This is a genomic window from Flavobacterium coralii, assembly GCF_019891545.1.
Lineage (GTDB): Bacteria > Bacteroidota > Bacteroidia > Flavobacteriales > Flavobacteriaceae > Flavobacterium > Flavobacterium coralii.
Map to the genome: position 1 here is coordinate 432,682 of NZ_JAHDIU010000001.1, position 15,071 is coordinate 447,752.

General features: G+C 39.3%; 10 protein-coding genes. 9 read left to right on the plus strand and 1 reads right to left on the minus strand.

The features are described from left to right. Positions 1–37: 37 nt before the first annotated feature. Positions 38–1,426: a tRNA uridine-5-carboxymethylaminomethyl(34) synthesis GTPase MnmE gene (mnmE, locus tag KJK34_RS02015; RefSeq protein WP_223052171.1), complete on the minus strand. Its 1,389-nt coding sequence runs from the start codon at positions 1,424–1,426 to the stop codon at positions 38–40. Positions 1,427–1,617: 191 nt separating this feature from the next. On the opposite strand from mnmE, the gene KJK34_RS02020 reads away from it, so the two are divergent. The 9 genes from KJK34_RS02020 to KJK34_RS02060 all read left to right on the plus strand — a co-directional run bounded on the left by KJK34_RS02020 (position 1,618) and on the right by KJK34_RS02060 (position 15,029). Next, positions 1,618–2,457 (plus strand): universal stress protein, encoded by an 840-nt coding sequence (locus KJK34_RS02020; protein ID WP_223052172.1) that lies wholly within the window; start codon positions 1,618–1,620, stop codon positions 2,455–2,457. Between the two features lie 177 nt (positions 2,458–2,634). Beyond that, complete coding sequence (locus KJK34_RS02025; RefSeq protein ID WP_223052173.1) at positions 2,635–3,480, plus strand: hypothetical protein; 846 nt, start codon at positions 2,635–2,637, stop codon at positions 3,478–3,480. 448 nt (positions 3,481–3,928) lie between these two features. Next, positions 3,929–5,161 (plus strand): HEAT repeat domain-containing protein, encoded by a 1,233-nt coding sequence (locus KJK34_RS02030; protein ID WP_223052174.1) that lies wholly within the window; start codon positions 3,929–3,931, stop codon positions 5,159–5,161. A 44-nt stretch (positions 5,162–5,205) separates the two neighbouring features. Next, positions 5,206–6,657 carry a glycosyltransferase family 2 protein gene (locus KJK34_RS02035; protein WP_223052175.1) on the plus strand — a complete coding sequence of 484 codons (1,452 nt, stop codon included), beginning with the start codon at positions 5,206–5,208 and terminating at the stop codon, positions 6,655–6,657. Beyond that, a complete protein-coding gene (locus KJK34_RS02040; RefSeq protein ID WP_223052176.1) occupies positions 6,650–9,526 on the plus strand; it encodes a tetratricopeptide repeat protein in 2,877 nt (958 codons plus the stop codon). Before KJK34_RS02035 ends, KJK34_RS02040 begins: the two co-directional genes overlap by 8 nt. A gap of 12 nt (positions 9,527–9,538) precedes the next feature. Further along, positions 9,539–11,674 (plus strand): DUF4838 domain-containing protein, encoded by a 2,136-nt coding sequence (locus tag KJK34_RS02045; protein ID WP_223052177.1) that lies wholly within the window; start codon positions 9,539–9,541, stop codon positions 11,672–11,674. 10 nt (positions 11,675–11,684) lie between these two features. Beyond that, positions 11,685–12,245, plus strand: coding sequence for a DUF1573 domain-containing protein (locus KJK34_RS02050; RefSeq protein WP_223052178.1), 561 nt, complete (start codon positions 11,685–11,687; stop codon positions 12,243–12,245). A 55-nt stretch (positions 12,246–12,300) separates the two neighbouring features. Then, positions 12,301–14,073: a MutS-related protein gene (locus KJK34_RS02055; RefSeq protein WP_223052179.1), complete on the plus strand. Its 1,773-nt coding sequence runs from the start codon at positions 12,301–12,303 to the stop codon at positions 14,071–14,073. A 107-nt stretch (positions 14,074–14,180) separates the two neighbouring features. Next, positions 14,181–15,029, plus strand: a complete 849-nt coding sequence (locus tag KJK34_RS02060; protein ID WP_223052180.1) for an alpha/beta fold hydrolase — start codon at positions 14,181–14,183, stop codon at positions 15,027–15,029. Positions 15,030–15,071 lie beyond the last annotated feature (42 nt).

Consider the following 15,071-nt stretch of genomic DNA (forward strand, 5'->3'; position numbering starts at 1 on the left):
GAAGGCTGTCTCAAAATAGACAGCCTATTTTATATTATTACTTTCCGATACAAAAATTAGCAAAAATATTCCCTAAAAGTTCATCGTTAGATACCTGCCCGGTTATTTCACCGAAGTAATGTAAAGCCTGCCTTATATCTATAGCCAAAAGGTCAGCCGAAATGCCGGATTTCATTCCCCATTGTACCTTTTGTATCTCCTCAAATGCCTTTAATAATGAATCGTAATGACGGGTATTAGTAACTATTGTTTCATTATTGCGTAGTGCCCCGGTATTAATAAGAGAAAGTAATTCTGTTTTCAGTTCTTCCGTACCTTCATTGTTTTTTGCCGACATAAATATTGTTGTCGGAAGTGTTGCCTTTACCTCTTCGGTTTGCGAAGCAGTGTAAAGATCTTTTTTGTTGGCAACGACAATGATTTCTTTTTGAGGGAACTTCTCTTTGATTTTTAAAATTTCACTTTCAACAGTTTTTAATGCAATTTTATCTCCAATAAACGGACACATATAAATAACTACCTGTGCCTGTTCTATTTTCTCGAATGTCTTTTTTATACCTATACTTTCTACAACATCCTCGGTTTCCCTTATACCTGCAGTATCTATAAACCGGAAGCCAATCCCATTAATCACTATTTCATCTTCAATAGTATCACGGGTTGTGCCTGCAATTTCAGATACTATAGCACGTTCTTCGTTTAAAAGCGCATTCAACAACGTAGATTTCCCTACATTAGGCTCACCCACAATGGCTACGGGTATGCCGTTTTTTATTACGTTGCCTACAGCAAAAGAATCTATAAGCCTCTTTAGTACAAAAACAATTTTATCTAAAAGAGCATTAAACTGAGTCCGGTCAGCAAATTCTACATCTTCTTCTGCAAAGTCAAGCTCCAGCTCTATTAATGATGCAAAATTTAATAGCTCTTCTCTCAATCGTGCAATTTCATTACTAAAACCTCCCCGCATTTGTTGTATTGCTACCTGGTGCGATGCTTCATTATCACTTGCAATTAGGTCGGCCACTGCTTCTGCCTGAGAAAGGTCAAGCTTGCCGTTAAGAAATGCCCTTAAGGTAAATTCACCGGCATTAGCCATACGGCAGCCCTTACGCAATAATAGTTGCAATATCTGCTGCTGAATGTAGACAGACCCGTGGCATGAAATTTCAATTGTGTCTTCTCCGCTGTAAGAATTTGGCCCCCTGAAAACGGATAAAAGTACATTATCGAATATTTTACCATTTTCAACGATATTACCGAGGTGTATAGTGTGTGATTTACATTGCATTATATCTTTGTTCCTGACAGGTTCAAACACATTTGCAGCTATTTTGACGGCCTCAGGGCCGGATATGCGGATAACTGCTATGGCTCCTGAACCTGAAGGTGTTGCTAAGGCAGTTATGGTATCTTGAAGAGTCATTTATTTTTTCTGCAAAGATACATTTTTAAGCTGTATCTGCCTTTTAGATTACGTTCATAAATTTACTGATACGCCTGCGGTTAAGGCAGCTTTACCAAAAGGTACAGCGAATTATATTTGTGTTAATTTGTAAGAAAAAAAGTAGGAAATATAACGTGTTTTTCTTAAATTTAATCTATAAAATTAAAGCTATGAAGCGTATTTTGTTCCCTACTGATTTCTCTGAAGCTGCAAATGCAGCTTTTGTTTACGCATTACAATTTGCAGATTCTTTTGATGCTGAGGTAATTATATTGCATGTTTATGATTTGCCTATAGTGGAAGCGCCTCCGTTGCCGGAATCTACAAAAGAGATTTTTGATATTGTAGAGCTTAACCAGTTTGAAAGTTTCAGGGAAGAATTACCTGCTTTGCATAAAATTGCACAAAATAAAAAACTGGATCATATAAAATTACGTAATATACTTTTATACGGCGATCTTGTGTATAACATCAACAAGGTTTGCAACGAAGAAAATATTGATTTAGTGGTTATGGGAACCACAGGCGCAAGCGGTGTTAAAGAGGCTTTTTTAGGCTCTAACGCCGGGGCTGTAATAGCAAATACGCAAACTCCTGTACTGTGCGTGCCTAAAGCGGCGCAGTTTCATCATCAGGTTAAAAGTATAGCTTTTACAACCCAGTATAAAGATAAAGACAACGAAGCGCTGAGAAAAACGCTTGAATTGGCAGAAAAATTTAAGGCAAAGGTGTATTGCCTGTATATAAAAAATGATGATGACCCGGCAGATATTGAGGAGAGGATTAATGAATGGAAGATGTATTATAAAGACAACAATATCGACTTTTTTAATATTGCAGGAGATCATATAGAGCAAACAATATTGGATTTTATTGAAAATCAGCAGGTAGATATGCTGGTAATGCGTACCCACAAAAGAGGATTTTTTGAAAGCCTCTTCCACAGGAGCCTTACTAAAAAAATGGCATATCACACCAAAGTACCTTTACTGGTTTTCCACGAAAATTAAAAGAAGAAGAAGAAAATAGATGTAATAACCATTTTAAAACTTAAAAAATGTATGGTGTAACTAGACAATCAACTCCGCTTTCCCCCCTTACCCAAAATTACAGTTTATAATTTACTACATGCCTATAACGGGCAGTGCTATTATTAATATATTAATTATTAATAATGTAGTACAGACATGAACTTTAAAACTAAAAAGTCTGCTGACAACAGGATGGTGTTTGTAGACAAGTATGATAGAAGTATAGAAACTAATTTTGTTGATGTTTCTTATAATCAGGATAATTACGTTTTAGCGAAGCGCGACAATTCTCCGTTTTACGCTGTACTCGACCTTGACGGTAGGGAGGCAGATGAAGAACTAAATGTTGTTCACCGTTTTGAGAATGGGTTATTGCTTACTTATAAGCCTTTTACAAAACAGTACCGTTCGTCAGATAATTATACTTATGATGTAAATTATAATGTATATGCTGTATATGATTTTGATACAAAGCAGTCGGGCGTAGTTGGTATTATACAATCTGATAGTGTTTTAGAGCATAAAACTGCCCCCGCAGTACACAAGCTTAAAAGTTTTATGGGAAAAATTATCTATGCTTTTGATAATTTTATATTTTCTGAAATTTTTGGCGACGGACTGCTTATCACTGCCACCCATTTTAACTTTGCAGGTATGTTAACCTCCGGTAAAGCGGGAAGTATTTTTGATATGTATGCATCCAAGAAAATATGGAATGTTGCTGATCTTGCTTTGTGCTTAGAATTTAACGAAGAAACCAGTGTAGAGAATCTGCTTATAAACAGCCGTATATTTAAAGAAGTTGAATATACACTTTATACACTTGTATCCTATGCCGGTCAAAGTGAGGTTAAAAAGGAAACAGAACACGTTTCAGAGCAGCGAATTACTACTAAGACTGTTGAGAAAAAAGCTTCATCATTTACCCCGCAATCTCAAAAAGTGAGGAAAAATAAGTGGCAAATGCTCTTTGGAGGTGTTGTAGCATTCAGTTTTAACTAAATTTTAATAATTTTTTAGTATCTATTTGTATTTTATAGGATTTAAGCTATATTTGTGTCCCCAAAAATCCGTAAAATTATGTTTGCTATTATTAAAGCTATTTGTAAAAAACCTTATGTTTTTAAACGTGCTGATGCACGAACAATACATTCTTCATTAAAAATTAATGAGTTCATCTCTCCTCATTAAAGTACCTGATTCATACCTGCTGTTGTTTAAGATTTAAATTATTAGAGCGATATTGCTTTATTGTATCTAATATTTAAATATTAATAAAGAAAATAAATAACTCATATTTAAATATTTGTTAAAGTTTTTTTTATACTTTTACACCAAATTTACTAGCATAAATATTTGAAATAAAGCGATATAATTCAGGATTTCACTAATTGATTATTATTTATCGGCTAAAACGGGGGGCCTTTAAAAGTTAAACAATTTTAATATTATGAGGTATTTTTTCGACTACATTGAACACTTTTGGATATCCCTGAGTTCGTTCCCGTTTGTTATCCAGGTTGCCATTTTCTTTATTTTCTTCAGTTGCACAGCAACACTTACCTTTATGATTATTGTTTTTGTGGTAAGAAGGGATAAAGAAAGACGCGAGAAAATTGTAAAGGAACTCCGTCCGCGTATTTTCTCTTTCCTACGTAATATACTTATCGCGAAAGATGAGTATAGCGATGCTGAAGTTTACAGTATGTTTATAGAAAATTTCGGAGAGCTTTCGCGTAAAACCTATATTTCATTAATCCCTACGCTCGAAGATGTTGTTAAGCAGGAAAAGCAACATATGGAATCGCACAATTATGACAGCGTTATCAGTGGATTAAAAATTGACGACTATCTTGAAAAAAGGATTGATTTTTCTAATACCAAAATACGCCTTCGTGCATTTCAGTCGCTTTCAAGGCTCGACCTTACAATATCCGATTCCAAGATATTGCCGCATACCTATTCAAGAAACTCATCATTAAGAAAAGAGTCGAGGGCATCATATATTGGTGTAAGTAACAACGACCCTTTCAAGTTTTTTGATCAGGAAAATGACATGAACCAGTGGGACCAGATTAGCCTTATGCAGCAATTTGTGCTGCACCATCAGGAGAGCCTGCCTAACTTCAGTAAATGGATTAAGTATAGTAAGGATAAGCAGCAGATAAAATTCTTTATAAAACTTGTGGCATACTTCAGGCAAACTACTGCTGTAGAATCTTTAACAGAATATCTTAGCCATGAAGACCACCACGTTCGCCGTGAAGCTATCCTGGCAATGGGTACCATGCGTGTTAAAGAAATAGAATCTCGCCTTATAAGGATGTATAACAACCAGCCTTTTATATGCCAGAATGCCATTATTGAAGCAGTTTCATATATAAATTCAGGCAAGGCAATAGGATTCTTGAAAAGCGCTTATGAAATGGCAAGCAACCACGATGCGCGAAAGCTGATTGCCGAAGTGATTTACTTATATGGTAAGCAGGGCAGGGCATATTTTGAAGAGCTGCTTAAAACCGAGTCTGGCTTTAACCTGCTTATCTTAGAACATGTTAGAAATCCACTGATTCCTTCAGCATTACGCACCTATCATCAAATGCATGAAAATGATTCATTTACACCGATAGAAGCAAAAATGAGAATGAACGAACCAATATTGCCTCAAAAAGACATAGAATAAAAGCATAAAACAAATCCTCCCCCTCCCCAAAAATCATTTGCTCTATGGGTTTAACCTATAACTTTTTTGAATACTTTGTATTCTTTTACGCATCTTCTATGTTCCTTGTTTACCTCACACTCGGGATACTTTCCTTTGTGAATATAACGAGGTACAGGACCTATAATTCAAGGCTTGATGATCAGTTTCTTATTGATTCTCCACTAACTCCCGGTATTTCGGTTGTGGCACCGGCCTATAATGAAGAAAAGACCATTATAGTAAACGTTAAGTCACTCCTAACGCTTAATTACCCTCTTTATGAGGTGATTATTGTTAATGACGGTAGTAAGGACAGAACGCTGGAACTGCTTGTAGGCGAATTTGACCTTGTAGAAACGCCCTATGCCTATGTAGAGCGTATTAAAACCAAGCCATTTAAAAGGATATTTAAATCTACCAACCCAAAGTATGCTAAACTTACCGTGGTAGATAAAATGAATGGCGGTACCAAGGCCGATGCCTCAAACGCGGGTATAAATGCAGCACAGTATGACTACTTTTTATGTACGGATGTAGACTGTATATTAGAGCGTAACACCATGCTGCGGATGATAAAACCTATTCTTAACTCTAAAGAAAAGGTGATTGCCGTAGGTGCTACATTGCGCATGTCTAACAGCTGCGATATATCTGATGGTGTAATTGAAAGGGTTAAGCCTCCGCAAAGGCTTATACCGCGTTTTCAGGAACTGGAGTATCTGCGTGCCTACCTGTTTGGTAAAATGGGCTGGAGCCTTTTAAACTGTGTTCCTAACGTATCAGGCGGGCTTGGCCTTTTTAATAAGGAAGTGGCTGTAAATGCCGGTGGATATGATGGTGCCTCGCATGCCGAAGATATGGATATCATGGTTAAGATGGCTGCCTACATGATTAACAACCACCAAAAGTACAGGATAGAATATATACCGGTTTCCTGCTGCTGGACGGAAGGGCCGCCAAATGTAAAGATTTTAGGCCGACAGCGTGTTAGATGGGCTACAGGCCTCGCACAGATATTTTTCGTTCATCGTAAGATATTGCTTAACCCGCGATACAAAAGGCTGGGTATGATTACGTTTCCTTTCCAGATGATATACGAGTTCCTTGCTCCGATAATAGAGGCAACAGGTATTGTTTACTTTATTTACCTGGTGCTTAAAAATGATGTCAACTGGCCAATGGCAGGTTATATATTCCTTTATTCTTATTCGTTAGCCATAATGTTCGGTACATTGGTAATACTACTCGACAATTTTGTGAAAAGGCAGTATAAAACCGGCCGTGAAACATTTAAGCTATGGCTAATGGTATTCCTGGAGCCGTTTTTATACCACCCGCTGCTAATCTATTTCTCATTAAAAGGATATTTCAACTTTTACACCTCAAGGCAGATGGAGTGGGGCACAATGACGAGGCAGGGATATGAAAACACGGCAACACCAAAAATTAAAACAGAAGACTCAGCTAATGAATAAGCGCAATACTTTCGTAAAATATATCTGCTGCATTACACTTTTGGTAATGTGCAGTATGGCTTATGCACAGGGCTCTGACGAGTACTTTAAAATGGCAAAAGAGGTGGTTAAGGAAAAAGGGAACTTTGCCAAAGCTGCCGAATATTGCGAAAAAGCATTAGACCTTGCGCCGCTGGATATGGATATTAAAGAATATCTTGGAAAATGTTATATGGAGCTTGGAAGGCTTGAAGAGGCAAGAGTAACATTGCTTGATGTTTTGCAGCACAGCCCTCGCAGGACAGATGCACGCCATTATTTGATAAACATAGAAACCCAGACAGAGCGTTATGCAAGTGCGGTTTGTTATGTAAATGAACTACTGGAAATTACACCTTATAGTAAAACCCTTTGGCGCAGGAAAATAAACCTGTATAACCTTATGGATAACAGGGTAGAGGCTAACCGCGAAATAAGGCGTTTATACCAGATATTCCCCAACGACCCTGAAATAAAGCAGATGTTTAACAATGTTTTAAAGGAAGATGCCCTTAAAATGAATAAGGATGGCGACCTTAACAGTGCTGTTAAACAGTATCAGTCGGCGTTAATGGTTACTAAAGATGATGAGGAAATGTACCTTAGCCTCATTAACCTCTACCTGAAGCTTGGTAATACAAACGAAGCACTTAATACGGCAGATATGGGCCTATACCACCTGCCGGGAAGCAAAGAAATATTCAATAAAAAAATTGGCATATTGCAGGAACAGCACCGCTACCAGGAGGCAATAGCCCTTGTACAGGAGCAGCAGAAAAAAGCCCCTTCGGCTTATTATAGCAACCTGCTGATTTACCTTACCGCAGAAGCCGCACGTTACCATAAAAACTCAGATCCTTACGTGCTTTACGGGCAGCTTTATGACAGGGATAAGGGTAACGATGAAGCACATGATTACCTGCTTTCAACAGCAATATCCCGTGGTTATTACGCAGATGCGTTGGCTATCTTAGAACAGGATTTAAAATCGAATCCCAACGATAAAAACCTGCTTTCTAAGCAACTGCTGGTTTATGAACTATTAGGCAATAAAAATGGTATTCGCCGCACGCTTGGCAGGTTGTACGAATTATATCCTTCGGACAGTGATATACTTGCCAAATATAACGCGCTTGCTTTTGAAGATGCTAAAGTGCAGTTTACCGAGCAAAATTATAATGAAGCTTTACCCGTATTTATTCGTTTGTCTGAAAACCCTGACTACGGAAAATCAGCAAAGAATTATATCTACTCTATATACCTGGCTAAGAAAAATTATGCCCAGGCTATGGATATGATAGACCAGCAGATAAGGGAAAATCCGGGAGAGCAGCAATATATCTTACGTAAAATAGACCTGCTTGCCGCCATGAATGATTATGCCAATGCTTATGAAATGGCAAGGCAATATAAGGAGCAATACCCTGATAACCCGGAGTATAAATATATGTTTAAGGATATATCTGTAGCATATATAAAGTACCTTAACGAAAGAGAAGGTTATGCAACCATCAGGACCATTGCTGATGAACTTGTAGCGGAAGACCCGTATAACCTGCTGGCATACAACTATGCTATTGGTGCACGTATATCTATGGGGCAGTATGCAGAAGCTATGGAAATGATACAGGCGGCCCTTGTAAAGTTTCCTGATAATAAAGAAATGAGGCTAAAAGAGGCAGGGGTGTATTCGCAAATGGGCGAACATGAAAAAGCTGTTGCCGCCCTTCAAAAACTTACAGCTGATTATCCGTACAATCATGATATAAAAGGCTCTCTTGTAGAAGAAATGATGCTGCAGGCCAAAGCCTATGAAGATGCCGGAGAACCTTTTCAGGCTAAGGCTGTATATCATGAAGTATTGTTGGTAAAGCCTAATGATACCCTTGCGGCTATTAAACTGGCAAACATTTATATTGCAAGGCAGGAATATCCTGAGGCTATGAAGGTTATTGAAGATAGCCTTGATTTAAATAAAGACAACCCGGAACTGCTCTATAAAAAAGGTGTTATTTATGAGCTTATGGGCGACTTCAGGCGTGCGCGCGAGTTTCAGGCTAAATATGTACCGCCTGCACACAAATATGAAGAGCATAAAGACCACCTTGCTTATCTTGACAGCCAATTGCTAAAAAATCAGATTAATATAAGCTACCTTAAAGCTACTGCCGATTCAATATTTGTGCACACATCTGTAGCCACGCTGGAATATTTAAGGTTTGCAAGGCGCAATACTTTTATTGCCCGTGCAAACTATGCAGCAAGGCCAACAGGCGTTGGCGTTCAGGCAGAAGCAGACTGGTATTATACCTTTAAAACGGAGTCTTATAAAACTGCTCCTTATTTTATAGCTAATTTAGGATTTGCCAACCAGTTTTTCCCTAAATTTAAAGGAGCATTATCGTTGTTCAGCCCGGTTAAAAAAGTGTATATGGTAGAGCTTGGCGGTAAATTTGCGCGCCTGCCCGATGACAGGAACTTTATAACCGGTGTGTTGGGAGCCGAGCGGACATTTGACAGGCTTTGGGTTAATGCCAAGGTTATGGTAATGAGTGATACCGAAGACCTGTATAACAGCTTTTTTGCACAGGCAAGGTTTTACATGCAGAACGAAAAAGATTATGTAACCGCCATGACATCCATTGGTACGGCACCCGAAGATGAAAAACTGGAGTTTCAGATAGATACCTTTTTAACCTATGTTAATACTATGGTGGGTGCGGGTTATTTTCATCATTTAAGCCATCGTACAAGTTTTGGCGTTCTCGGCAACTGGTATAATTACCGCGTTAATGATAATGCCTACGTAAATCAGTATAACCTGTTTTTAACTATCAGGACTAAATTTTAAATCCTGCTTATTATGTATAAAAAAATTGCCATACTCTTATTAATACTGGCAGGCTGGGGCTGTGATGGCAATCCGAAGGACTTTACCATCTATAAAAAAGATGAAGTGTCTCCCGTTGTGGTAGTCACAGAGCCTTCTTTGCATCCTTTGGCAGAAGATCTTTGCGACCTGTTTGAGCAGGTTGCAGGCATACGACCTAAAATTGTAAATGGCGCGGCAAAAAAACAGGCAGCTATATATATAAGCACTTATAAAAAAAGAAGTAAGGAGGATGCCGCAATATTTTCTATTTCACATACAAAAAAAGGTTTAGAAATAGCAGGTACAGACAAAGAGGCTTTGTACTATGCCAACCGTTATTTGTTTTCAGAATATGCAGGGCTCCCCGCTTTTGAGGTGCAGCCATCGGATAAAAAAACAGATGAGATAAAAGTCCCTGCCGGCCTTGATATACATTTTGTTCCGGCATTTGAATATCGGGAGCCTTATTTCCCGGACAATTTCAATAAAGAATACCGACGCCGTAACATGACCCAAACTCTTGAAGAAGAGTGGGGGCTTTGGGGGCATAACATTGGCAAAGCGGTACCTTATAATGAAAAGATGTTTGCCGTTATTGATGGCGAAATAAACGAAGAACAATATTGCTTTACCAGCCCCGAACTTAAAGATGCGCTTGCAGCTTACATAAAAAATAACCCTGCGGGTACAGGTGCACAGCGGTTTATGATAATGCCCAACGACAACATGCTGGTATGCCAATGCGACAGGTGTACAGCAGCGGGCAACACTAAAAATAATGCAAGCCCTGCCGTTTTTTCGTTGCTTAACAAGCTGGCGAAACAATTCCCTGATAGGCAGTTTTTCAGCACGGCATATATGACCACGCAAAAATCACCTGATTTCAAACTTGAGAAAAATGCAGGTGTTATGTTAAGCAGTATGGATTTTCCTAAAGGTGTGGTTTTAGGAGAATCGGATAAGAAAAATGAAGTGGAAGCCGCAATTACCGGCTGGAAGAAAGTTACCGATAAGATTTACCTGTGGGACTATGCAGTTAACTTTGATAATTATTTTGAATTTTATCCCACCGTCAGTATTGCCCAAAAAAACCTTCAGTTCTACAAGAGCAGGGGAGTAACAGGTGTTTTTATGCATGGCAGCGAAGACCGTTACAGTGCATTTTCGGGAGTAAAATGTTACCTGTATGCAAAACTGCTCCAGGATACGGATACTAATATTAAGCGCCATGCAAGTAATTACTTCAGCTCGCTTTTTCCGCAGTCAGGCCGCCTTTTGTTCGATTATTACAGTAAAGCAGAACAGCTTGCTGCCGAATCTAAAAAGCAACATGATATCTATGGCGGCATGGCACAGGCACGCAAAAAATATGTATATGCTTCGGGCTTTGATGCTTTTTATGACAAGATTATACATCAGTACGATACTATTCAGGGGGAGGAAAGGAAATCCCTGCAACCGCTTTTACTTGCATTTACTTTTCAGAAACTGGAGCTGATGCGCACATCAGGTTTAAAAGACGGTGGCTATGCAAATATGCAGAATGATAAAGTACTGATAAAGCCCGAAACAGTAAAATTACTTGCAAGGCTTAAGCAACTGAAAGCAGAGACAGGTATTGAAGTTTATAACGAAACAGGTGCCACCTTAACCCAATATATTGAAGACTGGCAGCAATTACTGGATAAGGATTACAAAAATCTGCTATATAATAAAAAAGTGCAGGTATTGTCTGAAATGGATGAAGATTATGCCGACATCCGTATGCTGAATGACGGGGCTATCGGCTTTACCGATTATTACAACAACTGGATGCTTTTTACTAAAGATGCATTAAGGGTTAAGGCAGATGCCGCTCAGGTTAACGGTGCAACCTCGATAGTAATGAACTTTCTTCATGACCCGAGGCATAAAATATACCTGCCGCAAAGGGTAGTGGTGGCAATCAATAACCGTGAATATCAGACGACGCTCCCGGTAGCGGAAGATAAAAAGCCCACTATTGTTACTGTTACGATCCCAATAGAATTAAAGAGCGGGGATACAGAGGTGACAATAGGCGTAATGAAACAGCAGGAATATAAAAACAGGTCGGCTGCAACAGATGAGATTTATTTCAAAAAATAAAAGAAACAGCATGAAAAGCAAAATAAGTAAGTTAGCGCATAACTGTAAGGCCCTTATCTGCTTTATAACATTAATAGTTGTGAGCGGTTGCCAGGGCAGTGGCGAAAATGCTTTCCTTGAGCTTACCACAATGGAGATAGAAGACCCTGTGAGGCATTATTACCCTATACTTCAGGGGTTGGAACAGAATATAGTTATTAAGGTAACCAATACAGGAGAAAACCCTTTAAAACTGTTTAAGGTGCTACCTTCATGCGGCTGCACCATTGCAGAGTTTACCACCCATGCCATTGCGCCGGGTAATGAGGGTTTTATAGAACTAAAGTATAACAGCAATAAAAACATTGGTAAAGTTGGTGTTTACACAACTATAATTGCCAATACCGATAAACATTCGCACACAACCTATTTTGATATTCATGTAGTTCCGGATGCTTTATATACCAAAGATTATGAGGAGCTCTACCACATAGAACAGGAGAAAAAGGGCGGACTGCAGGAAATGGTGGAAGGGAAAACAAATGAGCGTGGCTATATAGTAGATTCTACCGAGGTACGTAAATATATGTAAGAAGTTATCATCCCGCTGCGGCGGGATTTTATATTTTTGTGCATATTCTAATTTCATGGATTTCTATACATCCCGGGTTAAATCGTTTTCAGCAGAGCTTACTAAATATAAAAAGCAGTATAATGCTATAAGTACAGCAAGGTTTTTAGTTGCTGTTATCTTTTTGGCATTTATATATCTGGCCATCAGGCAAGAAAGTACTTTAGGTTATATAATTCCGTCATTGTTGTTAGTTGTCATTTTTATAGTGCTGATTCGCCTGCATAGCATTATAGTTTTTAAAAAGCAGCGCGCTGCTACGCTTGTTGCTATTAATGAAGATGAACTTAACCATCTGTCACGCAGGGGCAGTAACTTTTACAACGGCAGCGAATTTGCTGACCCAAAACATCCCTACTCGCATGACCTTGATATTTTTGGAGATAATTCCCTTTACCAGCACCTTAACCGTACCGAAACCTACAGGGGCAGCCACAAGCTCGCACAAAGGCTGCTTACCCTGCTGCCTCAAACAGAAGTATTGATAACACAGGAAGCCGTAAAAGAGCTTGCTGCTAAACCGGAATGGAGGCAGGAAGTACAGGCACTTGGCAGGATAAAGAAAGACAGCAGCAGTACCTATAATACTCTTGTTGCGTGGAGCAAAACACCAACAGTAAAAATAGATGTATTAAGCACTGTACTATCTGTTGCAGGACCTGTGGCATTACTCGGTAGTTTTATTGGTTATTTAATAACCGGTAATGGAGAGTTGCTTTCTGCCTGTACATACATTTTCAGCTTTAACCTGCTTGCCACGATGGCTAAAGCCAAAGCTATAAAAAATGAAGCGGCGGGCACTACAGCAATTAATGAGATAGTAAACCAGTATCGGCTAATAATTAACAGTATAGAGCAGCAAAATTTCCGGTCTGAAAAGCTTAATGAAATTAAAAGCAAGCTGGGCAATGGCAATATGTCGGCTGGCAATCTTATAGAAAAGCTGGCATTGCTGTTTGGCCAATTAGATACTGTTGCCAATGTTTTTGCAGCTATTTTGTTTAACGGCTTGTTTCAGTACCACGTCCATATTTTCAGGGCGTTGCAGTTGTGGAAAAAAAAGCATGCTGCACAAATAACGCAGTGGCTGGATGCCATAGCCGAAACAGAAGCTTTAAGCAGTCTTGCCAATTTCAGCTATAATAATCCCGGTTATGCACTCCCTGAACTGAATAATGGGTATGCCATAAACTTTAAAAATCTTGCACACCCGCTTTTAAATCCGCAAAAAAGAATTGGTAACGATATAACATTTACTCCCGGCTTTACTATACTCACAGGCTCTAATATGTCGGGTAAGAGTACTTTTCTGCGCAGCCTCGGTATTAATATGGTTTTGGCAGGTGCAGGCGCTCCGGTATGCGCAGTATCGGCTGATGTACACCCATTGCCTGTATTGGTTTCCATGAGGCTTTCTGATTCATTGTCTGACAGTGAGTCTTATTTCTTTGCCGAAATTAAAAGGCTTAAGTTTATTATGGACGAACTCGACAGCAAACGCTCTTTTGTTTTGCTTGATGAGATATTGCGCGGCACTAATTCTGATGATAAACGCACAGGCACAATAGAGGTAGTCAAAAAAATGGTTCAGAAACAGGCCATTGGTGCCATTGCCACACATGATATTGAAGTCTGCAACATCGCAGATGATTATCCTGACAGCCTTGTAAACAGGTGTTTTGAGGTTGAGATTGCACAAGAAGAACTGCATTTTGATTATACACTCCGTAACGGTATTTGCCGCAATAAAAGCGCAACATTCCTCATGAAAAAAACAGGGGTAATTTAAGTTTAAGTTTTTATTAACTGATAAGGCTTTCTTAATTAAGGTGTTACCGGTTTAATAGTTAGTAACTTCATCAGGCTATTTACTAACATTTAAATTAAACTAAACTTATGCCTTTTTTAAGAACCAATTCAGTAAGCCTTTCCGGCAATTCAGAAGAAGTTAAATTATTTTATCAGGATGTAGGCAGGGGCAAGCCTGTAGTGCTCGTACACGGGTGGCCGCTAAACAGCGATATGTGGGAATACCAGTTTAACGAACTGCCCAAACACAACATACGCGTAATTGCATACGACAGGAGGGGTTATGGTAAATCGTCGCGCCCGTGGGACGGCTATGACTATGATACCTTTGCCGCCGACTTAGACCTATTACTGAAAGAGCTTGAACTTACTGATGTTACCTTAGTTGGATTTTCTATGGGCGGTGGCGAGGCTGCACGCTATGTATCTAAATATAATACAGAAGGCAGGGTTACCAAAGTTGCTTTTATAAGTGCGGTAACGCCTTTCCTGTTGCAGACTGACAATAACCCTACAGGTATACCGCAGGACCAGTTTGAAGGTATGCGCGAACAGCTTGAAGACGACCGCGCTAAGTTTCTGGCCGATTTTGGAAAGAAATTCTACGGCGTTCACCTGTTCAGTCACCCGGTAAGCGATGAGCACATGCACCACGACCTGATGATGTGCTTTCAGGCAGCGGGCTATGCCACTATAAAATCTATGAATGCATGGTCGACCACCGACTTTAGGGGCGATCTTGAAAACGTGAAGATACCGACACTCATAATTCACGGTAAGGCAGATGAAACAGTGCCTATTGATGCCTCGGCAGATGAAACCGTTAAGTACATCCCGCAGGCCAATTATATAGTATATGATGATGCCCCGCACGGGCTGCACTATACCCATAAGAACAAGTTTAATGATGATTTGATAAGCTTCATAAACTCATAATTTTTACTTATAACCGTAACCGCAATTTACCTGTAGGGCAAG

Bases quoted from the DNA above. Each gene is read 5' to 3' on its own strand.
- KJK34_RS02020 (WP_223052172.1), top strand. From the start codon at position 1,618: ATGAAGCGTATTTTGTTCCCTACTGATTTCTCTGAAGCTGCAAATGCA.
- KJK34_RS02030 (WP_223052174.1), top strand. From the start codon at position 3,929: ATGAGGTATTTTTTCGACTACATTGAACACTTTTGGATATCCCTGAGT.
- mnmE (WP_223052171.1), bottom strand. From the start codon at position 1,426: ATGACTCTTCAAGATACCATAACTGCCTTAGCAACACCTTCAGGTTCA.
- KJK34_RS02045 (WP_223052177.1), top strand. From the start codon at position 9,539: ATGTATAAAAAAATTGCCATACTCTTATTAATACTGGCAGGCTGGGGC.
- KJK34_RS02055 (WP_223052179.1), top strand. From the start codon at position 12,301: ATGGATTTCTATACATCCCGGGTTAAATCGTTTTCAGCAGAGCTTACT.
- KJK34_RS02025 (WP_223052173.1), top strand. From the start codon at position 2,635: ATGAACTTTAAAACTAAAAAGTCTGCTGACAACAGGATGGTGTTTGTA.
- KJK34_RS02060 (WP_223052180.1), top strand. From the start codon at position 14,181: ATGCCTTTTTTAAGAACCAATTCAGTAAGCCTTTCCGGCAATTCAGAA.
- KJK34_RS02040 (WP_223052176.1), top strand. From the start codon at position 6,650: ATGAATAAGCGCAATACTTTCGTAAAATATATCTGCTGCATTACACTT.
- KJK34_RS02035 (WP_223052175.1), top strand. From the start codon at position 5,206: ATGGGTTTAACCTATAACTTTTTTGAATACTTTGTATTCTTTTACGCA.
- KJK34_RS02050 (WP_223052178.1), top strand. From the start codon at position 11,685: ATGAAAAGCAAAATAAGTAAGTTAGCGCATAACTGTAAGGCCCTTATC.